Source organism: bacterium SCSIO 12741, assembly GCA_024398055.1.
Lineage (GTDB): Bacteria > Bacteroidota > Bacteroidia > Flavobacteriales_G > Salibacteraceae > SCSIO-12741.
In genome coordinates, this window is sequence record CP073749.1 from 2,701,828 (window position 1) to 2,717,028 (window position 15,201).

Below are 15,201 nucleotides of genomic sequence, written 5' to 3' on the forward strand. Positions count from 1 at the left end.
TACATAAAATGCAAAGACCAGCATGAATACGAAAAAGGCCAATATGAATACCAGATCTATCAATACGGACGACTTAAAATGGTGAGATTTTCCATATTCGCAACCGGTCATATTGCTCAGCGACATGCCAGGCATATAATAGACCACCCTAACGCAAATTTAACCGGAGTTTTCGATATTGATTCGGACAAGGCCGCGAATTTCGCTGATCGCTTTCAAACCTCGTGGTTTCGCTCCCCGGAAGAGCTGTTTAATTCCCCTACCGATATTGTGGTGATCTGCAGTCCAAGTGGTCTGCATGCCGAACATGCGATCCAGGCTTTGAACCATGGAAAGCATGTGCTCGTTGAAAAGCCCATGGCGCTTGCCGTGAAGGAGGCAGAGGATATGATTGAAGCGTCTCAACAAAATGGAAAGGGGCTTTTTGTGGTCAAGCAAAACCGCTACAACCCACCCGTGAAAAAAGTGAAAGAGCTGATAGATACGGGGGCCTTGGGACAGGTTTATCAAGTATCCGTTAATGCCTATTGGAATCGCCCCAAGGAGTATTACCTAAATTCAGACTGGAAAGGAACCCGGAAACTGGATGGTGGAACCCTGTTCAATCAGTTCAGCCATTTTGTCGATATCCTTTACTACTTGTTTGGCTCGATTAAAGAAGCCAATGGTTTTGTGCGAAATGCGGCTCACCAACCTTATGTTGAGTTTGAAGATACAGGAAGTATATCCTTCGAAATGGAAAATGGAGTTCCTGGAACGTTCTCCTTTACCACCGCGGCGCTTCACCAAAATATGGAAGGGTCGGTAACCGTTTTTGCGGAAAATGCTACCCTGAAAATTGGAGGGAAGTACCTGAATTCTTTAGAATACAAAGAGACGGAAGGCTTTTCCATTGACAACCTCCCGATTTCAGCTCCGGCCAACAATTATGGTTTTTACGAAGGATCTATGTCCAATCACGATAAAGTGATTGACAACGTGGTGAACACTTTAATGGGAACCGAAAAAATAATGACGCCAGCCACCGACGGATTAAGGGTAGTGGAGATGATTACCCAAATGTATGATGGTGCGAAATTTATAAGATGAGCGGAAAGGAACATTACGAAAAAGGGATGACCCTCTACCGAGAGGGAAAGTTACAAGAAGCATTAGAGGCATTGAGCCAGGCCTTGAACGAAGAGCCTGAAAACGCCTATTGGTTATCTGACCGTGGCGTGTGCTTTTTTCATCAGAAGAAATTTAAAGAGGCCTTGGAGGATATGAATAGGGCCCAAAAGCTTCAGCCCAACAATCCCTACCGCTATTCCAGCCGGGCCTATATCCGCGATGTGATGGGCGATACCCAAGGAGCGGTAGAAGATTACCAAAAGGCCGTTCATCTCGACCCCGAAGATGCCATTGCTCATAACAACCTGGGAATGCTTCTCGAAAAACTGGGTCGAAAACAAGAGGCTGAAAAGAGTATAAAGCGGGCCGATAAGCTTGCTGGCGCGCAGGAGTACCGGGAAAAAATGATGTCCAAGCTCAAGGAACAAGGCGCTCCTGAACCTGAGGCCCCAGCCGGAAGTTTGATGGGGGAGATGGCCAAAGTATTCCTCACCCGTAAAGGGATGAAAGAGTTCCTTCAATTTATTCGCAACGGATTTAAACTGCGTGAATGAGCGCTTTTATACCGGAACTGATTCAATTTGCCAAGGAGCGGGTTAACCTAACAGATACCTCTCAGCTGTTGGTAATCTTACCTACCAAGCGGGCTGTTACCCTTTTTCATAAGCAATGGTCGCTCCAATCGGAGCAAACGGAATGGCTCCCCTTGGTAATCACCCTTCAGGATTTTAAGGAACGGGTTTCTGGGGTGCGAGCATCTGGAAGTAATGAGTGGTTCGTCGAGTTGTATTCAGCTTATCGAAAGTTTTACCCGGAGGGGGATTCCCCTGAAGGCTTTTATGCTACTGCCAAAACACTTTACTCCGATTTTGAAGAGGTTAGGCAACATGGAATTGATCCGACAAGTATTTTTCAGAAGGTTCGAATTCTCCAGGATTTAGAGCAATGGGATCCCAATCCGAATACCGATTCCCCAGTTCTTGGGAATTACTTGAATTTCTGGGAAAACCTGGCCACCATTTACCAGGAATTTTACCACCGCCTCGAGGAGAAGAACATGAACACCTCCTCCATGGTCATGGAAAAGCTGAACGCCCGATTGGAAGGCGGTTCTGCTACTGATTTAACCGCATGGATGGGACGCGAAATTGCTCAGGTTGTCATGGCTGGTTTTACTGCCCTTACTCCGCTCGAGCAAAAGATGACCGAGCAATTGGAGTCACGGGTCGAATTTCATTTTGTGATGGATGGTATTCCGGCCATTCCAGCTTCATTGGGATTTGAGGCCAATCATTTTATCGACCGCAACCAGCAACAGGTTAAAGGATTTCATTTAATCCAGGGTCAGGAAAAACACCGTGATCCATGGAGTGGAGTACAAACATTGCATTCAACCGATCAGGCTAAGGTGGTGGGTAATTATTTGTCCAAACTCTCTCCGGATCAACTCGATCAAACGGTTTTGGTGCTTTTGGACTCATCTGAACTACCATTGCTGCTCAATGCCCTACCTCCAAATGTGGGTGAGGTAAATATTGGAATCGGAAGAAGCCTGGCTCAAACCCTTCCGGGAAGATTTATTCTGACTTGGTTGCAAGCTTTACAGGCTGACCGGCCTCAGCGAGAATTGTACATCCAATGTTTGGAGGAGCCTCTTTTTCGTCTTTGGAAGGGAACAAAGGCACAGAAAGATGGAATTCGCTGGTTACAGAACCCGGACAACCCTTTGGATTCATGGAGAGATTATGTGGAGGCTCAATGGGGACCATGGAATTGGCTTTTTGCGTCCCACAAGTCTCTATTAAGCAGTTTGAGGGAGTTGATTGCCGAATGGTTGAGCCATACCAAGCTAAAGAGCTATGAAGTAGTTTTTCAGGAGATCGAAACCGTGTTGGATCAAACTCAAGAAACCCTAGAGAATATTCCGAAACATTGGATGAGCTCCCTGAGTGTAGAAAAATTCTTCCTAAGGGAAATGAAAAGCCGGCAAATCACCTTTAAAGGTGAGCGAACCAAAGGCCTTCAGATCATGAGTCTGCTTGAAACCCGAGCATTGGATTTTAGGCGAATGTATGTTCTCTCCTTCAATGAATCTGCTTTTCCGGCCATCGAGCATCAGTCTTTCATTCCCCTCGAGGTGAGGAAGTTTTATCAGCTTCCTTCAAAAACTGATCGGGAAGCGGCGCTCTCCTACCATTTTTTTCGCCTCTTAACCCGAGCGGAAGAGGTGAACCTATTTCATACGGCCGATGTGCAGGCCTTAGGTGGGGAGAAACCTCCCGATACATGCTGCAGATTAAAAATGAGTGGGCTCCTTTAGACCCTTTTCTTAATCTCGAACGGAAGGTTCATGTTGCCGATTTGAATCAACCGGCTGTAAGTGAATTAAAAATCGAGAAAACGCCTGAAGTACTGGCGGGGTTAAGAGCCTACCTTACTGAAAAGGGACTAAGTCCCTCCGCCTTAATTACCTATCTAAAAAATCCTCATGACTTTTACCTGGCCTACGTATTGGGCTTAAGGGAAGAAGATCGGCTAAGTTCGGATATTGACCATGCCATCCTGGGGCAGTTGGTGCACAACCTACTGGAAGATATTTACAAGCCATACCTCAATCGCACTCCTGATTTTGAAGAGCTGTTTAAGTCCTGGCAATCTTCTGGTGAGAAAAGGGTAGGGGAGGAAATGGAAAAACACTTCAGCGCCGATATGATGGCCAACGGAAGAATTCAACTTCTTCGACCCATCGTGAAGAAATGGGTGGCAGACTTTTTGGAAAATGAGAAAAAAAGGGCCAAAAAATCCAAATTTCAGGTGGCGGCTGTGGAATTACCGTTAGATACCATTCTTGAACCCCATGAAACAGGCCTTTCTACTCCCATTCGCTTAAAAGGAATTGTGGACCGGGTAGATCAGCTCGATTCAGGCGAATACCTGATTACTGACTACAAAACGGGCATGGTAAAAGACCGGGACTTGAAGTTGGAATCTGGCGATTGGCTTCCCTTTGAAGAAAAAATGAGCAAGGCTCTTCAGTTGTTGTATTATGCTGTGTTGTATAGTCGCAATAATCAACACTTGTTTTCTGGGCCCGTTCAAGCCTCCATTTATTCCTTTCGAAATGCCAAAGCTGGACTTTTATACCTCTATTATAATAGGGACCTTCAAATCTCCCCAGAAGTTCAACAGGAATTTATTCGATTTGTTTCGGCTGTTGTTCAGGAAATGCTCAATCCGGAAATTCCTTTTGTTCGAAACGAGGATGCCTACCAGAAATTCTTTGCTTAGCGATTGAAGCGATAACCCACACCGCGAACAGAGAGGAAGTGCTGTGGCTGTTTGGGGTTGGCTTCAAACCATTTTCTAAAAGACAGAATGTGGTTGTCAATGGTGCGACCCGTAACGTTGGTGCTTTTCCAGACCTTGTCCAGTATCTCTTCCCGAGAAACCACTTTCCCTTCTTTTTGAATCAGCATTTGCAGAAGGGCGATTTCCTTTTGACCAACCGAAAGTTCCTCTCCCGAACGGGTAACGATGGTAAACGCTTCAAAGTTGATACTGCCACCGGGGAATGAAAATTGTTCCGGAGCGCGGTTCACTTTGTGGGCATGTCTATTTAATAGGATGTTTATACGAAGGAGAAGTTCTTCCAGGTTAAAAGGTTTACCCAGGTAATCATCAGCTCCAGTGCGAAGTCCTCTTACTTTGTCTTCTGCCGTATTACGTGCCGACAGAAACAAGACCGGAGTTTGAACCCCAGCTTCGCGGATAACTTGACAAACTTCAAGGCCATCCATTTCCGGTAGCATCACATCCAAAACAATGAGGTCGAAGAATTCGGGCTCATCCAAAATACGCGATGCCGCCTGCTGCCCATTGCTGATATGAAAGGAATCGTAGCCCTCAATGTCTAAATTGAGTAGGATTGCTTCAGCCAACTTGGGCTCGTCTTCAACTAAAAGGATTTTGGGATTCATGATTGCCAAATGTAAAAGAATACCCGTTTTTCTGAAAAAGGACCGGAAGAGAAAAAAATAAAAAAAAATTGATTTTTATTAATCCTTAATTAATCTCCGTAACGCCCAACCAGAAAGGTTTTAATGAAATTGACGTCTTGGTAATTTTTCGTTAACCTAAAAATTTATTTACTTTACCCAGCCTTTTTAACAAAGTTTGCGTCATTAATCAAAGAAGGCTTAAAATGACTTCATGGCTTGAAGTGCGGGTTTCCTAAAACGGACATAGGGAAATCTGAACTGATAGCGGGGTTTTTTCATTCAAGGACAGGGTGTGCCCAACATGTGTAATCATTTGAACGCAAGTTTTATTAACTAATTATTTTTAGATGAAAAAGTGTTACAAGTTTTTGATGGTCCTGGCAGCAGGAGTCTTCGTAACTTTTTCGGCTAATGCTCAGTATTGTAATCCAAATACAAGCTCGAGCTGGGGTTCGAATCAGGAGGTGAAGACGACTGGAGGGGTTGTCAATATTAGTAAGAACACAGGAACCTCCAATAACAGTGTGAATGACTTCACTGCTACGGATTCTTGTAGCTATGGTCTTGGTACCACAGCATCAGTCGAATTGAAGCACAGCTATAGCGCTGGTTTGTGGATCGACTGGAACAATGACCAGGATTTTAACGATCCAGGTGAAGCTATTTTTGTACCCAGCTCTTATAATGGTGGTTCTACCATTACTGAGACGCACACCTTTACAGTGCCTAACACTGCAGCAACCGGTTCTTTGAGAATGCGGGTTTTGCAAGGGTACTACTGGCAAATGCAGCCTTGTGGGTATTCATCCTACACAGGTGACGTAGAGGATTATACATTTCACGTAATTCCTCCTGTTCCCAATGATGCGGCAGCCACTGAGTTGTCACCTTCTACTTTGTGTACAGGTCTTCAGCCACTTAATGTGAGAGTAGTAAACATGGGTTCTGATACCTTGAAACAAGTTCGTGTTCACGGTGTTGTTGGTACTACCACTTTTACTCCTATTACATTAACTGGTCTTCTTTTGCCACGTTTGGCGGATACGCTTGTTACTATTGGATCTTACAACTTTACTCCTTCTACAGTAGTAAACATGGATTTCTGGACAAGCTTGCCTAACAATGTGACAGACCAAAACACAGTGAATGACTCTATTGGGTTTTTGAACTTTAAGGCTTCTCTTTCTGGAACCTATACTGTTGGTACTGCAGGAGACTTCGGTACGATCAAAGCTGCAATTGATGCTTTGGAAGCCAATGGTGTTTGTGGACCAGTAATTCTTAACTTGAAAGAAGAAACTTTTGATGAGCAAGTTCAGATTGACGCCATTCCTGGTGTTAGTATGGTAAATGACGTTACCATTCAGTCTGATCCTACCAATACAAACAATTCTGTTTGGGAATACAACAGCTCAAGTGCTAATAACTACGTATGTAGCTTTAACAATTCTGCTCACGTATCGATCAAGAATATTACCATGATCTCAAAGAACGGTTCTTACGGACGCGTTGTAGACATGAGAGGTTATAACCACCACATTACTCTGGATAATGACTCGCTTGAAACTAGAACTACTACCAGTACTTCTACTAACATGGCGATGGTTTATGACTGGACAGGTGGTGCAAACAAAGCAGAAGACATTACCATCACAAACTGTGACTTTACAAATGGTTCTTATGGTATCTATGCTTACGGTGTAAGCTCTTCTAACCACCAGTTCCGTTGGACTATTGAGAATAACACGTTTATGGATTTCGTTTACCGTGGAGTATATGCTTACTACGGTGAAGAATACGAGATCAACTACAACGTGATGAAAGGTAAGGGAACTTACTGCTGTGGTCCTTCTGGAGTATACTGCTACTACAACTACAAAACCAATGTAATTGGTAACGATATTGAAGTAGCTGGTACAAGCTATTCTTACCCACTATACTACTACCGTTGTTACGGTACTTCAAGCGATCGTTACTTGGTTGCTAATAACATGGTTAAAGCTACTCGTGCCACTGCTACAGGTAGTGTTTACGGTATCTATTCTTACTATGCAAACTATGTAGACGTTTCTCACAACAGTGTTTATGTTGCTGGTGGTAACGGTTCTTCTACTCGTGGTATCTACTCTTACTACGGAACAAGCACAACTCTACAAAACAACGCCGTACGTAATGACGGTAATGGACACGCCTTCTATATCTTGGGTTCTAAAACTCGCACAAACAACGCTGGTTTCGCTCCTAATGGAACAGGTCACTGGAACACTTCTTTGGGTACTAACTCTGTAGTTGCTGACCCAGACTTTGTTTCTACAACTGATTTGCATGCTAAGTCTCCAGCTCTTCACAACGCTGGTGCTAACCTTACTGCTTTGATTGATGACGATTTCGACGGAGATATTCGTTGTCCATTGGCTGGATGTACTGGTAGCGGATTGGCTCCAGATATAGGTGCTGATGAATTCTGGTTGCCAGACTATGATGCTGGTGTATCCGAGTTGGCTTCAGCTGCTCCATGTCCAGGTAACCAAACCGTAATGGTTAAAGTGAAAAACTATGGTGCCAAAACACTTACCTCTTTTAAAGTAGATTGGACCATTAACGGAGTAGGACAAACTCAATTGGTAGTACCATCATCTGCCATTGCTCCTGGAAACGACACCACTGTTACTTTAGGTTCTCACATGTTTACCTTGGGTGTTGCTGACAACTTTATGTTCTACACTTCTGATCCTTCTGGACAGACAGATCAAAAGAATTCTAACGATAGCTTGCCTGAAATGATTCAGCCTGCAATGAGCGGTATCTTCACTATTGGTTCTAATGGTGACTATACTTCTGTTGACAGTGCAGTTATGGATCTGAAGAACTTGGGTGTTTGTGGTCCGTTGACATTCCATTTGGATGACTCTGTATGGGTTGGGGATGTTGACTACGGAAGCATCAATGGTGTTAGCGCTGTTAACACAGTTCGTTTTACTTCTGATCCTAACAACACTCAAATGGGTGAGATCGAAGGTAAAATCTCGTTTGAAAATGCTGAATACGTACGTTTCGACCACTTGATCGTAACGAACACTGGTTATGGTTTCCACTTGAAAGGAAATTGTAACAACATTATGATTGATAGCAACGATATCAATATTCCTAAGTCTACAAGTAATGCAACCGCTGGTATCTATGATGACAACGGTAGCAACTGTAAAGACATCGATATCATTGGTAACGACATCTCTGGTTCTTACTGGGCGATTCGTTTCTACGGAGGTGGATCAGGACGTAATGCTCGTGATGAAGGAGTTAACATCTCTGGTAACACCATGACTGATTACTCTCAGTACGGTCTTTACGCATACTACCAGTTGGATATGCATGTTGATGACAACATTATGAGAAATGATCCAGGAGTATACTACTCTCCTTATGGAATCAACATTCGTTACAGTAACAATCATACGCTGAGACGTAACCACATTACTATCAATTCTGGTGGTGGTGGATATGGTATCTACGATTACTACGGTAACTACTACAACCGTCAGAGTGCTGACTCTAACTTGACTTATGCTAACTCTGTAGCAAACGTTAACGATCAGAATGCTGGTACTCAGTATGGTATTTACATGTACCGTGGATACAACTACAAGTTTATTCATAACACGATTCGTAACTCGTCTTCTTCGAACTTCAGTCGTGCTTTGTATACTTACTACATGTATAACAGTGCGTTCTACAACAACTTCATCTCTAACGAGCGTGGAGCTTACACTTGGTACCATAACCGTACTTGGTCTAACTGTACGAACGATTACAATGCTTTCTGGACTGGAAACATTGCTAACAACGGAACCTTCGGTATTACTGTAGGTACTAACTCTGTGAATGCTACTCCTCGCTTTAAGGATGAGGCAAATGGTGACTTGAGACCTAACTCTCTTGAGTTGGATAGTGCAGGTATGGCTGGTACTGGTGTGTCTATGGACAACCGTAGCGGAATGTACGATGCTACTCACCCAGATATCGGTGCTCACTCTTTCGTACCTTGTTTCTTCGATGGTGCTATGAGAGATCTTTCTCACGGATATGCTGGTATTCCTGCAGGACAGAGTGTTCGCTTGAACGCCACTGTTGCTTCTGCTGGTCTTGATACCATTACTGGTGTAACTGTAAACTTCGATGTTAATGGTAACACCTCAAGCACTCCAATCGGAATGATGTTGATCGATTCTGATACTACAATCAATACTGTAGCTGCTTTGGGTACCACTGTTGGTGTTTACCAGGCAAGAGCTTCTGTAGCGATTAACGAATCTGATTGTGATGCTGAAAATGACACAATCTACACTTCTATCAATATTACTGATACAGTTTACCAACGTGAGGATGATACCGCTTCTACTAACGGAATCGGTAACCCAACTCCACTTGAGTTTGGTCAAACTTTTGAAGTATTTACTGCAGATACTCTAACCTCTGTTGATTTCTGGTTGACTACTCCAACCGTCGGTGCAACTGTTCGTGTATTGATTTACAATACTGACTCAGCTGGTGCTCCTGATCAATTGATGGACTCTACACGTGCCGAAATGGTTCAAGTGAACACTGGTATGTGGTATACTCAGAAAGTTGGATGTGAAGGAATCATCCTTCAGCCAGGTGTTTACTTTGTAAGTGTACACCAGGTGAATCCTGTAAACATGAGCTTGGGTTACAACACAAGCCGTAACGGAAGCGCTCGTTACATTTACGTTGACTTGTACGACGGAAATGGATGGAGACGTTCTGACGATGCTGGTCTGAACCCAATCGTTGATAACATGACTTTCCTATTGCGTGCCAACTTCGGTCGCTGGGGAGCTCCAGATGTTCTTGAGCCTACAACTACAATCTGTAACGGTGGAACTGCCGAGATTGTACCAAACCAGAAGTACCAGTCTCAGATCTGGAGCAATGGTTTGTTCTTCCCAACTCTTACTGTAGCTACTGCTGGTACTTACGGTGTGACTGTATGGGATGATATCGGGTGTAAGTACTCTGATTCTACAATAGCTTCTGTAACTCAGCCTATTGTTCTTACTGCGAACCCAACTGCTGCTTCTTGTGGTATGTCTGATGGTTCTGCTACTGCAGCCGCTTCTGGTACTTCTGCTCCTTACACTTACGAGTGGAGCAACGGTATGACAGGTGATGCTGTTAGCGGATTGGCTGGTGATGACTACCAGGTTACTGTAACTGACTCTGTTGGTTGTACTGAAGTATTGGATGTTCAGGTATTGGGTGCGTACCCAACTATCTCTAACTCCTGGACTCACCCGACATGTAACGGTGATGCAAATGGTACTGCTACTTCTACTGTAGATGCAGGTGTTATGCCTTACACTTACAGCTGGAATGCTGGTGGAACTCCAAATGCTTCTACTAACGTTGGTTTGATTGCTGGTACTTACTATGTATCTGTAACTGATGCAAGTGGTTGTACTTCCATCGACACTGTTGATGTAATGCAAACTCCAGTTATCAATGTAGGTATGGGTGCTGCAAGTCCATCAGCTTGTAAAATGGCTGACGGTAGCGCTACTGCTTCTATCACTGGTGGTATGGCTCCTTATCAGTACTTCTGGAGTGATCCTAACAGCCAGTCTACTTCTAAAGCAGTAGGTCTTGGTGAAGGAACTTACGACGTAACCATTACTGATGCCTTGGGATGTGTTAAAACTGGAAAAGTTACTGTTGTAGATCCTAACTCTCCTGTAATCTCTACTGCTGATCAGAACTTGAACTGTAGCTACGATACAACATCAATTGTTACGATGTTCACTGGTGGTACAGCTCCATTTACTTACAGCTGGGATTACATGAATGCTCAGACTGCTGACCTTAACGGTGTTGGTCCTGGTAAGTACAAGTTGCACATGGTTGATGCTGCTGGATGTGATGATGACGCTGTTATCACCATTTCTGCTCCAGACCCAGTAACTATTACTTTCACTAACATTGTGGATAACGGACAGAACAAAGTTGAAGCTACTGCATCTGCTGTAGGTGGAACTACTCCTTACCAGTCTTATACTTGGAGCAACGGTGATACTACCGCAACTTCAACTCGATTGGCTAACGGTGTTAACACTGTAACTGTAGTAGACGACAACGGATGTACCTTCTCTGCTCAGATTGATATCTTCAGTGAGTACACTGGAATCAACAATCTGTTGGCGACTGGAGCATTCCAAATCTATCCTAACCCAACTACCGGGTTGGTGAATATCGAACTGAACCTAAACGGTGCTGAGAACGTAAGCGTTCGTGTACTGACTTCTTTGGGTGAAGTAGTTGAAGTAGTAGAGCGCGGTGAAGTTGCTCAGGACAATATCTCTATTGATCTGACAAACTTGGCTGTTGGAATGTACTACGTTGAAACTACCATCGGTAGTGAACAAGTGATTAGCAAAATTCAATTGTCACGATAAGAACAGGTACTAACCTGTAAGAAAAACCCCGACTTTTGTCGGGGTTTTTTTTTGCTCTAAACTGAAGTAAGGTTACGATCGTATAGAATAAGCAATGGCTAAAGTTTGGTATAGAATTCCTGGGGAATCGGGATGTTGTGTGGAAGGTACTTGGGATGATTTGTCCTCGGATTGGAATGCATGGAATGATAAGGAAGGATTCATTATGCATTCTTTTGATGGAAGCAAAACCTATTTGATTCGGGGAGAAGTATCCAACCTGGATTCCAATACCTATAAAGTAGCCGAGAGGGGCACTAATTCATCGAATCTATCCGATCCTTCTAAATCCTATGACCAGGCCTTTACAAGCGCCTTGAAAGCTTTGCAAAAGGGGAGTTAAAAAAGGTCGTGTTGAGCCGGTATTTGGAAGTCCCTTTTCAAGATGATCCCTTCCGATTGTTTCAGGCATTGGATCAGTTATACCCAAAGGCCTTCGTTTATGTAGCAGAATTGGAAGGTGAAATTTGGGCCGCCGCTACTCCGGAGTTGTTTCTAAATAGAGATAAACAAGAGGTACAGACCTATGCTTTGGCCGGAACCTTACCGGTAGATTCGATCGAACCATGGAATGAAAAAACTAAACACGAGCAACAAATTGTCACCGACTACATAAGTAAACTATGGGCAGAAGAAGGTATTTCACCTATTCAATGTGATGGCCCCAATACGCATGAAGCTGGTGCAGTGAAACACTTATTGACCATGTTAAGGGGACAAAGCCCAATCAATTGGTCTGCTTCTCGACTCGTACAACGAATGCATCCCACACCGGCTGTATGCGGGGAGCCCTTGCTTGAAAGCCAAAAATGGATTGAACAACATGAAGGCTACGATCGTTCCTTTTATACGGGTGTTGTTGGTTCCATAAGCCCTGAAAATTGGAAATTATTTGTGAACCTTCGGTGCCTTCGGATTAAGAATAATATAGCCAGAATTTATGTTGGCGGCGGACTCACAGCAGAATCTGAGTTGCAATCAGAATGGAGGGAAACTGAGCACAAATCAAGGACCCTTTTGTCTGTGATGGAAAATTTGTAGAATTTAGCGGGATGAATACGGATAAAGAGGGATTGGTAGTTCTTGCAGAACTTTTTTTCCAAAAAGGTGGCAAGACAGTAATCGTTTCTCCGGGATCTCGAAATGCTCCCATTTTCAAGGCTTTTCAGTGCCATTCTGAGATCGAATGTGTTTCGATAGTAGATGAACGCGCAGCTGCGTTTTTTGCCCTTGGAATCGCTCAATCAACGGGTCGACCTGTGGGCTTGATCTGTACCAGTGGAACGGCTTTACTCAATTATGCTCCGGCCATGGCTGAAGCATTCTACCAAAACTTGCCTTTGGTAGCTATTACTGCAGATAGACCCTCAGCTTGGATCGATCAGGCGGAGGGGCAATCCATTCAACAGGAAGGTGCTTTTCGTAATTTCTCCCGGTATTCAATTCAAATGGAATCTGAATTTCGCTCGGAAGATGAACGCTGGTTCGCTGAACGGAAAATTAACGAAGCCTTGAATAGAGCTTTGTTGGGAGACCGTGGGCCAGTTCATATAAACGTTCCATTATCCGAACCGCTCTACCAGGAAAAAGAATGGGAGCAAATTCGGGTAAAGAATATTCAATCGGCAGCTACTTGGCAGCAACTTACACCTGAAGAAGAAGCGGAAACCAGAACCCTTTGGAATGCTTCAAAGCGAAAAATGATTTTGTGTGGAAGCCTTCCACCCAATGATTCGCTCAATGTTGTGCTGTCTCAATTGGCAGAACGAAGCGATACGGTGGTGTTGTGTGAAACGGTTTCCAATCTCTCAGGAGAAAATCTGATATCAACCGTGGACAGGGCCCTGGAATGCCTGAATACAACGGATGATACCAAACCAGATTTACTGATTTCTATTGGTGCACAAGTAGTATCCAAACGTATCAAAGCCTTTTTAAGGGGAGCCGGAATCAAACATCACTGGAATTTTTCCAAGGAGTTTCAGGTAGTAGATACCTTCCAAAGTTTAAATCGCATTTATCCCATTGAACCCGTTGAGTTACTTTCCTTTTTAAGTGACACCTCGGAAGTAGAGGACACAGGATTTAAATCATCCTGGCTTCAGGCCCACCAACAAGGTAGAAAAGGACACGATGCATTTTTGAATCAAGCTCCTTTTTCTGACCTAAAAGCATTTGGCCCGTTGCTTCAACATATTCCGGCAAACTATCATCTGCAATTAGGAAATAGTAGCGTAGTGCGATATGCCCAGCTATTTGAGTCTCCTCATATTCGCTCCCAAAGGGCCAACAGAGGAACCAGTGGCATTGATGGAAGTGCTTCTACAGCTGCAGGCTTTGGTTATGGAAGTAAGGAACCCGTAGTGCATATTAGTGGTGATATCAGCTTTCTATACGATTCCAATTCATTGTGGAATGAGTCCCTCCCAAAAGACTTCCGAATCATTGTAATTAACAACCAGGGCGGAGGCATTTTTCGCTACATCGCCGGTCCTCGATCAGTGGACGGTTTTGAGCAGTATTTAGAAACGCACCATGGCTTGAATCTCCAGGGAATAGCCACTACCTTTGGCCTGGAATACAGAGCCTCAAATAACGAAGCGGAACTTGAGGAGCAATTAAAGGTTTTTTTCTCGGAAAGTAATACGGCAAGGTTGCTTGAAGTATTTACACCGAGGTTGGATAACGCAGAGGTTCTTAAACACTATTTTACTCATTTAAAGGACTATAACCATGGATAAACCCAATTGGCAAACAGTCGGCCAGTTCGAAGATATTACCTACAAAAAATGCAACGGGGTAGCCCGAATTGCCTTTAATCGACCTGAAGTACGAAATGCATTTCGCCCCAAAACAGTGGGAGAATTGTACAAAGCTTTCCTTGATGCCCGGGAAGATACTTCCATTGGAGTGGTATTGTTTTCTGGTGAAGGGCCATCACCCAAAGATGGTGGCTGGGCTTATTGCAGTGGTGGAGACCAAAGCGTAAGAGGCCGTCAGGGATATGTCGGAGAAGATGGAATGCACCGGTTAAATATCCTGGAAGTGCAGCGTTTGATTCGTTTTATGCCGAAAGTCGTGATTGCCGTCGTACCAGGTTGGGCAGTTGGCGGTGGTCACAGTTTGCACGTCGTGTGCGACTTGACATTGGCCAGTAAAGAACATGCGATCTTTAAACAAACCGATGCTGATGTAACCAGTTTTGATGGAGGCTACGGGTCCGCCTATTTGGCAAAAATGGTAGGGCAAAAAAGAGCACGTGAGATCTTCTTTTTAGGAAGAAATTATTCCGCTCAGGAAGCTTTTGAAATGGGCATGGTCAATGCGGTTATTCCACACGAAGAATTGGAAGATACGGCCTATCAATGGGCCCGGGAGATTTTGCAAAAATCACCCACCTCTATCAAAATGCTCAAGTTTGCCTTCAACGCTACCGACGATGGTATGGTGGGGCAACAAATTTTTGCTGGAGAAGCTACCCGTTTAACGTATATGACGGATGAGGCCAAAGAAGGCCGGAATGCCTTCCTGGAAAAAAGAAAACCTGATTTTTCAGATATCAAGTGGATTCCTTGATCAATCATTAA

10 protein-coding genes are annotated in these 15,201 nt (G+C 44.0%); 9 read left to right on the top strand and 1 reads right to left on the bottom strand.

All coding sequences use genetic code 11. The annotated features are described in order from the left end of the window. Nucleotides 1-78: 78 nt before the first annotated feature. The 4 genes from KFE98_11460 to KFE98_11475 are packed head-to-tail and all read left to right on the top strand — an operon-like array spanning nucleotide 79 to nucleotide 4,398. The gene (locus tag KFE98_11460) at nucleotides 79-1,089 is read left to right on the top strand and encodes a Gfo/Idh/MocA family oxidoreductase (protein UTW64695.1); all 1,011 of its coding nucleotides are present in this window, start codon (nucleotides 79-81) and stop codon (nucleotides 1,087-1,089) included. After that, nucleotides 1,086-1,664, top strand: a complete 579-nt coding sequence (locus tag KFE98_11465) for a tetratricopeptide repeat protein (GenBank protein ID UTW60669.1) — start codon at nucleotides 1,086-1,088, stop codon at nucleotides 1,662-1,664. The genes KFE98_11460 and KFE98_11465 overlap by 4 nt, the downstream gene beginning before the upstream one ends. Further along, on the top strand, nucleotides 1,661-3,430 hold the full coding sequence (locus KFE98_11470) for a hypothetical protein (protein ID UTW60670.1): 1,770 nt from the start codon (nucleotides 1,661-1,663) through the stop codon (nucleotides 3,428-3,430). Before KFE98_11465 ends, KFE98_11470 begins: the two co-directional genes overlap by 4 nt. Then, nucleotides 3,397-4,398: a PD-(D/E)XK nuclease family protein gene (locus KFE98_11475; GenBank protein ID UTW60671.1), complete on the top strand. Its 1,002-nt coding sequence runs from the start codon at nucleotides 3,397-3,399 to the stop codon at nucleotides 4,396-4,398. The genes KFE98_11470 and KFE98_11475 overlap by 34 nt, the downstream gene beginning before the upstream one ends. Here the strand turns inward: KFE98_11475 and KFE98_11480 are convergent. Beyond that, nucleotides 4,395-5,087: a response regulator transcription factor gene (locus tag KFE98_11480; GenBank protein UTW60672.1), complete on the bottom strand. Its 693-nt coding sequence runs from the start codon at nucleotides 5,085-5,087 to the stop codon at nucleotides 4,395-4,397. The two genes, KFE98_11475 and KFE98_11480, sit on opposite strands and share 4 nt — an antisense overlap. A gap of 368 nt (nucleotides 5,088-5,455) precedes the next feature. Here KFE98_11480 and KFE98_11485 point away from each other — a divergent pair, with 368 nt between their 5' ends. The 5 genes from KFE98_11485 (at nucleotide 5,456) to KFE98_11505 (ending at nucleotide 15,190) form a co-directional block, all read left to right on the top strand. After that, complete coding sequence (locus KFE98_11485; GenBank protein ID UTW60673.1) at nucleotides 5,456-11,575, top strand: right-handed parallel beta-helix repeat-containing protein; 6,120 nt, start codon at nucleotides 5,456-5,458, stop codon at nucleotides 11,573-11,575. A 94-nt stretch (nucleotides 11,576-11,669) separates the two neighbouring features. Beyond that, entirely contained in the window at nucleotides 11,670-11,957 is a 288-nt protein-coding gene (locus KFE98_11490) for a hypothetical protein (protein ID UTW60674.1), read from the top strand. An 11-nt stretch (nucleotides 11,958-11,968) separates the two neighbouring features. Further along, nucleotides 11,969-12,655, top strand: coding sequence for a chorismate-binding protein (locus KFE98_11495; GenBank protein ID UTW60675.1), 687 nt, complete (start codon nucleotides 11,969-11,971; stop codon nucleotides 12,653-12,655). 11 nt (nucleotides 12,656-12,666) lie between these two features. Further along, nucleotides 12,667-14,355, top strand: coding sequence for a 2-succinyl-5-enolpyruvyl-6-hydroxy-3-cyclohexene-1-carboxylic-acid synthase (gene menD / locus KFE98_11500; GenBank protein UTW60676.1), 1,689 nt, complete (start codon nucleotides 12,667-12,669; stop codon nucleotides 14,353-14,355). After that, on the top strand, nucleotides 14,348-15,190 hold the full coding sequence (locus tag KFE98_11505) for a 1,4-dihydroxy-2-naphthoyl-CoA synthase (GenBank protein UTW60677.1): 843 nt from the start codon (nucleotides 14,348-14,350) through the stop codon (nucleotides 15,188-15,190). Before menD ends, KFE98_11505 begins: the two co-directional genes overlap by 8 nt. The last annotated feature ends 11 nt before the right edge of the window (nucleotides 15,191-15,201 follow it).

Bases quoted from the DNA above. Each gene is read 5' to 3' on its own strand.
- KFE98_11490 (UTW60674.1), top strand. From the start codon at position 11,670: ATGGCTAAAGTTTGGTATAGAATTCCTGGGGAATCGGGATGTTGTGTG.
- KFE98_11505 (UTW60677.1), top strand. From the start codon at position 14,348: ATGGATAAACCCAATTGGCAAACAGTCGGCCAGTTCGAAGATATTACC.
- KFE98_11460 (UTW64695.1), top strand. From the start codon at position 79: ATGGTGAGATTTTCCATATTCGCAACCGGTCATATTGCTCAGCGACAT.
- KFE98_11475 (UTW60671.1), top strand. From the start codon at position 3,397: ATGCTGCAGATTAAAAATGAGTGGGCTCCTTTAGACCCTTTTCTTAAT.
- KFE98_11485 (UTW60673.1), top strand. From the start codon at position 5,456: ATGAAAAAGTGTTACAAGTTTTTGATGGTCCTGGCAGCAGGAGTCTTC.
- KFE98_11470 (UTW60670.1), top strand. From the start codon at position 1,661: ATGAGCGCTTTTATACCGGAACTGATTCAATTTGCCAAGGAGCGGGTT.
- KFE98_11465 (UTW60669.1), top strand. From the start codon at position 1,086: ATGAGCGGAAAGGAACATTACGAAAAAGGGATGACCCTCTACCGAGAG.
- KFE98_11480 (UTW60672.1), bottom strand. From the start codon at position 5,087: ATGAATCCCAAAATCCTTTTAGTTGAAGACGAGCCCAAGTTGGCTGAA.
- menD (UTW60676.1), top strand. From the start codon at position 12,667: ATGAATACGGATAAAGAGGGATTGGTAGTTCTTGCAGAACTTTTTTTC.